The sequence below is a fragment of the Henriciella aquimarina genome (assembly GCF_002088975.1).
Classification (GTDB): Bacteria; Pseudomonadota; Alphaproteobacteria; order Caulobacterales; family Hyphomonadaceae; genus Henriciella; species Henriciella aquimarina.
Map to the genome: position 1 here is coordinate 1 of NZ_NCST01000078.1, position 9,414 is coordinate 9,414.

Here is a 9,414-nt window from a genome sequence, read left to right on the forward strand (position 1 = left end):
ATGACCACCTCGGAATGCCCGCCCGGCATGGAGCTGTCGATCGTGTCGAGGACGCGCTCGATACGGATCGCCGGGTCCGGCAGGTCGACGAGGAACATGCAGGCGCCTTCCTCGGCCTTCGCCATGACGATGCCCACCTTTGCGCCCTCGGCGCCGGTGATGAACGTCTTGCGTCCATTGATGACCCAGTGATTGCCGTCCTGCACGCAGGTCGTCTGCATCATGGACGGGTCGGAGCCGGCCCCGCCATCGGCGGCCGGCTCGGTCATGAAGAAGGCCGAGCGCGCCTCGCCGGAGACAAGCGGCTTCAGGAAGTGGTCATGCTGGTCCGGCGTAGCGACCTTGCCGAGCAGGAACATGTTGCCCTCGTCCGGGGCGCCGGTATTGCAGGCCACAGGCCCAAGCGGGGAAAGCCCGGTCTTCTGGAGCACATGGGCCGTGCCGCGCTGGGAAAGGTGGCTGCCATCCTCGAGGATATGGGGCGTCATAACCCCCACCGTGCGGGCCTTCTCGCGCAGCTCCTTCACAAGCTCAGCCGAGGGCCCGTGTTCCTCCAGACGCGGATCGCGCTCATAAGAGGCCACCGTATTCCGGACAAAGGCTTCCACCCGCGCGCCGATCTCTTCGGCCTTATTCTGGTCTGGATAAGTCATCTTTCTCGTCTCCCGTCCCGTTTCTTTGTTTTTTCAGAACTGATGACGAGCCATACGGGCCTATGGCCCCGGCGGCTACCTGTGCTTTTAATCAGGGTCGTGCATTGATCGCACAGACAACCCGATTTGACTCGGGGTCCGAAAGGCTGGGACAGACATATCGAGGCCTTGACCAATGCCCGATATCAGGCGCTCATTCGCCGGCAAACGCGTGTCAGGTGCCAGCGTGGTTGCCGCGCCCGGGAAAAAGCGCCTGCGCCATGAAGTCGACGAACACCCGTAGCTTTGGCGACATGTGCCGGCTCGACGGCCAGAGAATGCGGAAGGACCCGCTGCGCTGAACGGCGTCATCCAGAATGCTGACCAGGGTCCCGTCTGCAAGACGGTCGCTCACGGCGAAGTCGGGCAAGAAAGCGATGCCCTGCGCGTGCTCCGCCATATACAGCAAGGGTTCGATCGCGCTCGAAACCGCAGCCTTCGGCGCACTTTCCACCAATGCTCCGTCTGCATCGACCAGTAACCATTCTTCCAGCTTGCCGGTCGAGGGGTATCGGTGATGCAGCCCGCGATGCGCTGACAGGTCGCCAGGCGTGCGAGGAAGCCCGTATTGTTCGAAATAGGCTGGCGCACCGACAAGCTTGAACCGAAACTCGCCAAGGGCCCGGGTCATCAGTCTGGAATCGCTCGCCTCGCCGGTGCGGATGACCGCATCGAAGCCTTCCTCGACGACGTCCACGAGCCGGTCGGTAAAATCGAGATCAAGCTCGATCTCCGGCCAGGCGCGCATGAAGGCCGACAGCGTCGGCATCATCAGCATACCGACCAGAGGCAGGCTAACCCGCAGCACGCCACCGGGGTGCTCGCGCCGCTGAGAAAGCTCCAGCTCGGCCACTTCCATTTCACTCAGGATCCGCCGGCAGCGCTCCAGGAACATGCTGCCGTCAGGCGTCAGCGTTATGGCCCGGGTCGAGCGGTGAAACAGCGTCACGCCCAGGCGTTCCTCCAACCGCGCCACCGCCTTCCCGACGGCCGATGACGAAATGCCGAGCTGCCGGCCCGCAACCGTGAAACTCCGGGCATCTGCGGCCTGAACGAAGACGTTCAACGCACCAAGACTGTCTGTGAGAGACGACATAATAGCGGACACAATAGTCCGAAGTGATTAGAATTGAAGCATATTTTTCCGAAATGAGACGCGTGTCATGGCTGTGGCTTCATCAACACCTGAATGAGGCCCCGCAATGACGTCAGCATCCCCAACGCCTTTGCCGCCAATACATGACCGCCTGCCCTGGAGCGGCCTTCTTGCGCTTTCCATGGCGGCCTTCATCACCATTCTCACCGAGGCCCTTCCCGCCGGCCTGCTGCCGCAGATCAGCGCGGGGCTCAACGTCACGGAAGCCGCGACAGGCCAGCTCGTCACGGTCTATGCCGTCGGCTCCCTCCTTGCGGCGATACCGCTGACCACATTCACGCAAGGCATACGCCGGCGCCCGCTTTTGCTGACCGCAATCGCCGGATTTCTGGTGGCCAATACAGTCACCGCAATCTCCGGACACTATGGTTTGACCCTGGTGGCGCGTTTCATTGCCGGTGTTTCGGCTGGACTGCTCTGGGCGCTGGCAGCCGGTTATGCGGCGCGAATGGCTCCTGATCATCTCAAGGGCCGGGCGATTGCCATCGCCATGGCCGGAACGCCGCTGGCGCTGTCTCTCGGCGTTCCGGCTGGAACCTATCTCGGCGCCCTTATCGGCTGGCGCGCCTGCTTCGGCCTGATCAGCGGGCTCACCGTTCTTCTGATTGTCTGGGTCCTAGCGAGGGTTCCGGACTATGCCGGGGAAGCCGCAGGCGCGCGCCGGTCGCTGAAAAACGTCTTCACACTGCCCGGCATACGGCCCGTGCTCTTCGTCGTCCTCGCCTTCGTGCTCGCGCACAATCTTCTCTACACTTATATCGCGCCATTTCTCGAAGCGGCGGGCATGGTCGGCCGGACCGACACCGTGCTGCTGGTCTTTGGAATGGCCTCCCTTCTCAGCATCTGGGGCGTCGGCGTTCTGATCGACCGGCACTTGCGGACGCTGACCCTTGCCTGCACCGCCTTGTTCGGCCTTGCGGTCGCAGCACTCTGGATGGGGCGCGATGCGCCGGCCGTCATCTACACAGCTGCCGCGATCTGGGGCCTCGCTTTCGGCGGTTGCGCGACCCTGTTTCAAACCGCAAGCGCCAAGACGGCTGGCCCGGCTGCAGATCTCGCGCAATCCATGCTGGTGACGGTCTGGAATATGGCTATCGCCGGAGGCGCTCTTGCCGGCGGCATGCTCCTCGAGCAGTTCGGTACCTGGGCCTTCGCGCCATGCCTTCTGGCCTTGCTTGCTGCGTCCGCGGCGGTGACGGTCTTCGCTCGCCGTCACGGCTTTCCCGCACACAAGACCCGCTAAACGCGCGACGTCTAGGCAGAGATATTCTGGTGGTGGGCCCGGAGGGAATTAGACGGAAGTACCACCTCCTGTTTGAGGCGCTAAAGTTAAATAAAATCAGCACTTCACTTGTCTTCGCAGGCAATTTGACAGGAGCCCAGTGACGCGTGTGAACCCATCGGTAAATTCCGTAACTTTCAATCGATTGCGCGGAGTGTCTCTGTTTTCTGGTCCATGATTTGTCCATTTTCTGGTCCATAGTTTCGTGAGCCAGTTTTGGTTCGAGGCGAATGTAAGTTTCGACCCGGAAGGACAAGCAGCGACAAACACAGTCGGTTGGTAGATGGAATCGTTTGCCGCGCCTCCCGTTTCCGTTCGCACACAGCGCGATTGCGCTTTTAGCCTTTCCAGACAAATGGGATTGGAATGCGTCGGCCTGTGGCCGAGGAGACGATGATCTTTGCCCCCTGACAGGTGATAGCCACTGTTCAAGGCGGCGTCCGCAAAGCAGACGTTAGGCCGGGGTCGGGAGTTTGCTCAAGCGGCTTTTGGAAACTGCTGGTTCATTCATTCGCTCCCCCAACCGGTGGAGCTCACACGTCCGGTTTCGGATAGTGGGCGAGTTCCGTACCCAAATATCGTTCCAGACGTTGCTTTCGGGACAGGATCTTGTCTCGTTCAGCCTCGAGCCTCTCCAGGATCGGCCAGAAATCCTCTCCAGTCTCGTCGATCAGAACGGCCAGCTTTTTGATTGCTCGCTCTATACGTTCGATGTCGATCTCGCTCACCGCCTGCCTTCGCTCCTGGGTCTAACCTTGCGACTGAAGTTGGGTTCGCCGCCGAGTGCGGATAATAGTGAGAGCTGATCGCGCAACCGTGCTGCGGAATTTGCGAACCGCAATAATCGAACATACTCGGCCGGTCCCACCTTCGCCAGTTTTGTAAGCGATGAATTGTGACGAGGACTTAGGCCCCACTGATGCACCCAGGCATCTGCGTTGGTGCTAACGGAGGCGCATTGTTCGGTTTCAGGCCGCCGATGCTTCTGAGCGAGCGAACGTCTCAAGTCCGTTCCTTCTGGCGATGTGCCGCTACTGTTCTAAACCTCTCGGCCAGACCGCTCAGAAGCCACGCGCCCAGATAGCAGCCTCGGCAGTTGCGCCGGTATCGAACCAACGCATTTCGGCGCGGGTCAGAGCGCCGGCGAGCGCACTGCCCCATTCCATCCACTTCCGGTCGCCGATGACTGCAATGCGCGCGAAGTCGTTTCGGTGCGCAGTGTCAACTTTAAGATCCTCAAGCAGTGCGCCAAGGCCCTCATACCCCTCGAAATCAGTCAGATCAATGACAAGGCCCTGATGTACATTGGCGACGCGCTTATGCAGCAGATCGTGCATTCGCCGGATCTCTTCCCTTGTCAGTTTGCCTTTGCACCCGACCCCGAAGACATCGTCATATTCGGTCAATATCTCGCTAAACATAAATCTACTCCTTTCTTCGGGAGGATGCGTGCCCGTAAACAGAGGCGTTCTGGTGAGCGTTGTCTTCGCGCTCGAACTCAAGGCTTGAATGACCAATATTGAAGCGCTTGTTCAAACGCTCCTTGATCGCCGCCTTTATGATCTCGATGCTCGACCAGTTTTGCTCAGGCACAACGACGTGACAGTCGAGCGCCGTCTCGTGTTCCTGCATCTGCCAGAGATGCACATGGTGAACGTCCGCAACGCCATCAACACTTCGCATCGCTTCCACGACTGCGCCGTTGTCGATGTCGGGTGGGCTACCGAGCATCAGCATACGGATAGGCCCACCGATTTCGCGGAACGACAGGTAGAGAATATATCCCGCAATACCGATTGTCACGAGCGGGTCTACCAGTCTCCAGTCATAGAGGAGAATGAGCGCGCCGCCTGCAACGACGGCCACCGATGCGAGTGCATCCGAAAGATTGTGGAGGAAGAGCGCCCGTATATTCAGACTCCCTTTCTGCATGGAGTAGGTCAACAGCGCCGTCAGTGTATCGACGACCAATGCTACGCCACCCAGAATAACGATCGTCCAGCCGCCAACGGCGGGCGGATCAATGATCCGCATGACACCCTCATAGACCAGATAGAGGCCGATGATGATCAAGGATGTGTAATTGATCAGGGCCGCGACGATTTCGATGCGGCCATACCCGTAGGTCATCCGTTCATCAGCCGGCCGCCGCGCAATCTTGCGCGCAGCGAATGCGATGACGAGCGACGCCATATCAGAGAAATTGTGCAGGGCGTCGGCAATCAGCGCGAGACTGCCAGACAGGATACCCCCGATGACCTGACCTACTGTTAGTAGTGCGTTTGCCCAGATGGCGATGGAAACCCGGCGATCGCCGCTCTCCGGATCAAGACCGTCATGATCATGTGAGTGCGCCACGATCCGTCTCCTTTTCCAGCACATTGCGTTTGCAAGCGAGGTAGGTTCGTCGCCGCAGGTCTGCGGATTTCTTCATGCGGCTCTTCGCGGGCATCAGGCCGCATTCTTCCCGAACCGTCGCCACCTGCTCCCTTGACAGGGAGGCCATTGCATTGCCGAGGCTCACGCAGCCCGCTAGGGCTGCGAGAAAAACGGACATGATAGCAATGCGACGTTCACGATGGATGGACATGTTCGGCCTCCAACAAAGAATGGTGCGCGTCGGGCTTCGGCGCGAACCAGCGGTGGAGGGCTGGCAATACCAGCAGTGTGAGCACCGTTGATGAGACGAGGCCGCCCATGACCACGGTGGCCAGGGGGCGCTGCACTTCCGCCCCGACACCGCTTGCGAAGAGCAGAGGCGCAAGGCCGAGCGCCGTCGTCAGCGCCGTCATCAGCACAGGTCGCGCCCGCAAGCCGGCCGCCTCGACAGCAAGTTCATCGCGGCCACGGCCTTCCCTGGCGAAATCGTCCATGAAGCTGACCAGCACCATGCCATTGCCGAGGGCGATGCCGAACAGGGCAATAAAGCCGACCGTCGCCGGCACCGAAATCGGCAGACCTGCGACCCAGAGCGCCATCGCCCCGCCGGTCAGCGCCAGCGGAATGTTGAGCAGGATCAGAATGGCCGATTTCATGCGCCCGAAGGTTAATAGCAGGATCAGGAACACGATGCCGAGTGTGATCGGGATCACGACGGCGAACCGCGCATTCGCTTCCTGCTGGAGTTCGAACTGCCCGCCCCATTCGACGCGGTAACCGGCCGGAAGGTCGAGCTGACCGGCGACCGCCTCCTGCGCATCGGCGACATAGCTGCCAATGTCGCGGCCCCTGACATTGAGCTGGACGGTGATGAACCGCTCGCCATTTTCCCGCGTTATCTGACGCGGTCCGACAATCTCCCTGATGTCAGCCACGCTTTCGAGCGGGACCCGTGCGCCACTGGCCGATTGCAGGATGATGCGGCCAATGGCCTCCGGCGTGTCGCGGTCCTCTTCGGCATAGCGCACGATGACGGGGAACTGGCGCACCCCCTCGAACACGGCGCCAGCCTCGGCCCCGCCGACACCGGAGCGCAGGGCCTCGAGCGCCTCCTCAACGCTCAAACCGTAGCGCCCGAGCGCCGGACGGTCGAGCGAGACGACAAGTTGCGGCGCGCCGGTGATCTGGTCGGCCTGGACATCACTTGCTCCCGGAACCGCCTGCAGGATCGCCTGCAAGGCCTGCGAGCCTTCCAGCAGAACCTCCGTATCCGGCCCGAAGATCTTGACCGCCAATTGCGCCTTCGTCCCGGTCAGGAGTTCATCGACCGACATGGCGATCGGCTGGCCGACATTGACCCGGACACCGGGGAAGCTGCCGAGATTGTCGGAGATGGCGGCGCGAAGTTCGTTCGGGCTGATCCCCTCCCGCCATTCGCTTCGCGGTTTGAGCGCCACGAAGGCCTCGATACTGTTGACAGGGTCGGCATGCGCGCCGACTTCCCCGCGGCCGATCCGGCTGACGATCGAACTGACCTCTGGGAAAGAGTCCAGCACTCTTTGCTCGATCCGCGTCGATGTTTCCTTCGCTTCGGTGAGGGAGATCGAGGGGGCCATAGTCACTCTCAAGATAACGTCGCCTTCCTCCAGCGCCGGAGTGAACTCCGATCCGAGGCGCGTCGCAGAGAGGCCCCCAACCACGAGCAAGACGCCCGCAAGTCCGAGGGCCGCAAACCGCCGCCGGACGAAGAAAGCCGCAAGCGGCTTGATGAGCAATGTCAGCCGGCTGTCGCCCGCCTTTTCATTGCTTTTCGGCGGTCGCATGAGGCCAAGCGCCATGGCAGGGGCAATCAGCGCCGCATAGAGCAGCGAGCCGGTCATGGCGAGCGCGGCGGACGCAGCCAGCGGCCGGAACGTCTTGCCTTCGGTGCCCTGTAGCGAGAAGAGCGGCAGGAAGACGATGATCACGACGGCGACCGCAGCTATCAGCGGCGCAATCACCTCGGCGCTCGCCCGCGCAACCGTGGTGCGGCTGTCTTCGCCTTCACGCCGCTCGCGGAAGCCGCGATCAACGTTTTCAGCGATGACGATCGCCCCGTCGACCATCATTCCGATAGCAATCGCCACGCCGCCAAGCGTCATGAGATTCGCCCCGATACCGAGGACGCTCATCGTAATGAAGGCAAAACCGACAGAAAACGGAATGGCCATGACGACGACCAGGCTTGGCCGCCAGCCGCCCAGGAACAGAAAGACGATAACAGCGACCAGCAGCGCACCCTGCCAGAGCGCGGTGGTCACGGTCGCCGCCGCCTTCTTCACCAGCGTGCCCTGGTCATAATACGGGACGGCCTTCACCCCGTCCGGAAGCGACCGGTTGATCTCGTCAAAGCGCGCCTGCGCGTTCTCGATGACCTCCGATGTGTTGGTGCCATAGAGTTTCAGGACGAGGCCCGCGACCGTCTCGCCGTCGCCATTGGCGGTCGCAAGGCCCTGCCGGACCCCGCCGCCGATTGCGACCTCACCAAGGTCGCTGACACGCACGGTCCGTCCGTCCACAGTCCTGACCGGCGTCTCACGCAGGTCATCGAGAGTGCGCGCGAGGCCTACCCCGCGGACTGTGTACTGCTCGGCGCCAATTTCGATGAATTGCGCACCCGCCGTCTTGTTGGCGGCTTCCAGCGACCCGATGACGTCACTTACGCTGAGATCATAGGACGTCAGTTGGTCTGGATCGAGCCGGACCTGATATTGCTTTTCAAAGCCGCCGAGCGACAGGACTTCGGTCACGCCTTCAACGGACTGGAGCGGATACTTGATCATCCAGTCAGCGATCTCGCGCAACTCGACAAGCGACCGCTCGCCGGTTTCATCGACGAGACGGTAGTACATGATAATGCCAAGGCCGGTCGAAATCGGTCCCATCTTCGGCGTGCCGAAGCCTTCGGGGATGGCCTCGCCCGCCTCGCCAAGACGTTCGCCGACAACCTGGCGCGCGAAATAGACGTCCGTGCCGTCCTCGAAATAGATATTGATGACGGACAGGCCGAAATTGGACGTCGAGCGGATCTCCTCAACCTTGGGCAGGCCGGACATGGCCGTTTCGATCGGATAGGTGACATAGCGCTCGACCTCTTCGGGTGACAGGCCTTCAGTCTCCGTGAAGACCTGGACCAGCGAGGGCGAGGGATCGGGAAAGGCATCGACGGGAAGGCTGCGAAAGGCAAACAGGCCGCCGATGGACAGGGCGAGTGCGGCAATGGCGGCAAGCAGCCGGCCACCCGCAAGGCGGTGCATCAAATTGATCATTTTGCGGGTCTCCTAGTGTGCGTGGCCGTCGCCGAAAGCGTCTTTTTCAAGCTGCGCTTTCAGGGTGAAGGCGCCCTCGGCAACGAATGCTTCGTCGGCCTCGAGCCCGGAAATGATCTCGGTATAGCTGCCTGCACTCTCTCCTGTCCGGACCTCGCGCGGTTCGAACCCGTCATCCGTCGGGACGAAGACCGACATCCTGTCTTCAACACTGACAATCGCATCGGAGGGAACGCGCACGACGGGGCGCCCCTCTCCCGTGTCGATCCGCGCCGTTACGAACTGACCGGGCTTCAGCCTGTGTTCGGCATTGTCGACAATGACCCGCGCGGTCGCGGTGCGGGATGCCTCATTGATGACAGGCAGGACATTTGAAATTGTCCCTTCGGCCAGGACGCGGCCATCTTCCTGCTGGAAGGTCACGGTCTGGCCTTCGCTGACCTTGCCGAGATCTTCCTTGTAGACGGCGATGTCGGCCCAGACGACGCTATCATCGATGATGACAAAGATGGGCGCGCCGCCAGCCGATACGGTTTCTCCAAGAGAAACGCTCCGCTGAATCACCTCTCCGGCAAGGGGAGCCGTCACATAGGCTTG

The 9,414-nt window shown here is 61.2% G+C and carries 9 protein-coding genes; 1 reads left to right on the forward strand and 8 read right to left on the reverse strand.

Features of this window, described 5'->3' with window-relative positions; translation table 11 throughout:
- Together B8784_RS12865 and B8784_RS12870 are read right to left on the reverse strand one after the other, a co-directional pair.
- On the reverse strand, positions 1-653 hold a 653-nt coding region (locus B8784_RS12865; protein ID WP_199288584.1), incomplete at its 3' end, for an acyl-CoA dehydrogenase family protein.
- A 214-nt stretch (positions 654-867) separates the two neighbouring features.
- Positions 868-1,788 (reverse strand): LysR family transcriptional regulator, encoded by a 921-nt coding sequence (locus tag B8784_RS12870; protein WP_084398367.1) that lies wholly within the window; start codon positions 1,786-1,788, stop codon positions 868-870.
- Between the two features lie 106 nt (positions 1,789-1,894).
- On the opposite strand from B8784_RS12870, the gene B8784_RS12875 reads away from it, so the two are divergent.
- Complete coding sequence (locus tag B8784_RS12875) at positions 1,895-3,091, forward strand: MFS transporter (protein WP_084398361.1); 1,197 nt, start codon at positions 1,895-1,897, stop codon at positions 3,089-3,091.
- Between the two features lie 572 nt (positions 3,092-3,663).
- Here the strand turns inward: B8784_RS12875 and B8784_RS12880 are convergent.
- The 6 genes from B8784_RS12880 to B8784_RS12905 form a co-directional block, all read right to left on the reverse strand.
- The gene (locus tag B8784_RS12880) at positions 3,664-3,858 is read right to left on the reverse strand and encodes a hypothetical protein (RefSeq protein ID WP_084398362.1); all 195 of its coding nucleotides are present in this window, start codon (positions 3,856-3,858) and stop codon (positions 3,664-3,666) included.
- 333 nt (positions 3,859-4,191) lie between these two features.
- The gene (locus B8784_RS12885; protein ID WP_084398363.1) at positions 4,192-4,551 is read right to left on the reverse strand and encodes a SpoIIAA family protein; all 360 of its coding nucleotides are present in this window, start codon (positions 4,549-4,551) and stop codon (positions 4,192-4,194) included.
- 4 nt (positions 4,552-4,555) lie between these two features.
- A complete protein-coding gene (locus B8784_RS12890; RefSeq protein ID WP_084398364.1) occupies positions 4,556-5,488 on the reverse strand; it encodes a cation diffusion facilitator family transporter in 933 nt (310 codons plus the stop codon).
- A complete protein-coding gene (locus B8784_RS12895; protein WP_084398365.1) occupies positions 5,472-5,720 on the reverse strand; it encodes a hypothetical protein in 249 nt (82 codons plus the stop codon). Before B8784_RS12895 ends, B8784_RS12890 begins: the two co-directional genes overlap by 17 nt.
- Complete coding sequence (locus B8784_RS12900; protein ID WP_084398366.1) at positions 5,704-8,817, reverse strand: efflux RND transporter permease subunit; 3,114 nt, start codon at positions 8,815-8,817, stop codon at positions 5,704-5,706. Before B8784_RS12900 ends, B8784_RS12895 begins: the two co-directional genes overlap by 17 nt.
- A 12-nt stretch (positions 8,818-8,829) precedes the next feature.
- Positions 8,830-9,414 (reverse strand): efflux RND transporter periplasmic adaptor subunit (locus B8784_RS12905; RefSeq protein ID WP_143435292.1); only part of this gene is annotated, 585 nt, incomplete at its 5' end.

What these genes read in the sequence shown, in the direction of transcription:
- B8784_RS12870 (WP_084398367.1), bottom strand. Translation starts at nt 1,788, where the DNA reads ATGTCGTCTCTCACAGACAGTCTTGGTGCGTTGAACGTCTTCGTTCAG.
- B8784_RS12875 (WP_084398361.1), top strand. Translation starts at nt 1,895, where the DNA reads ATGACGTCAGCATCCCCAACGCCTTTGCCGCCAATACATGACCGCCTG.
- B8784_RS12885 (WP_084398363.1), bottom strand. Translation starts at nt 4,551, where the DNA reads ATGTTTAGCGAGATATTGACCGAATATGACGATGTCTTCGGGGTCGGG.
- B8784_RS12895 (WP_084398365.1), bottom strand. Translation starts at nt 5,720, where the DNA reads ATGTCCATCCATCGTGAACGTCGCATTGCTATCATGTCCGTTTTTCTC.
- B8784_RS12900 (WP_084398366.1), bottom strand. Translation starts at nt 8,817, where the DNA reads ATGATCAATTTGATGCACCGCCTTGCGGGTGGCCGGCTGCTTGCCGCC.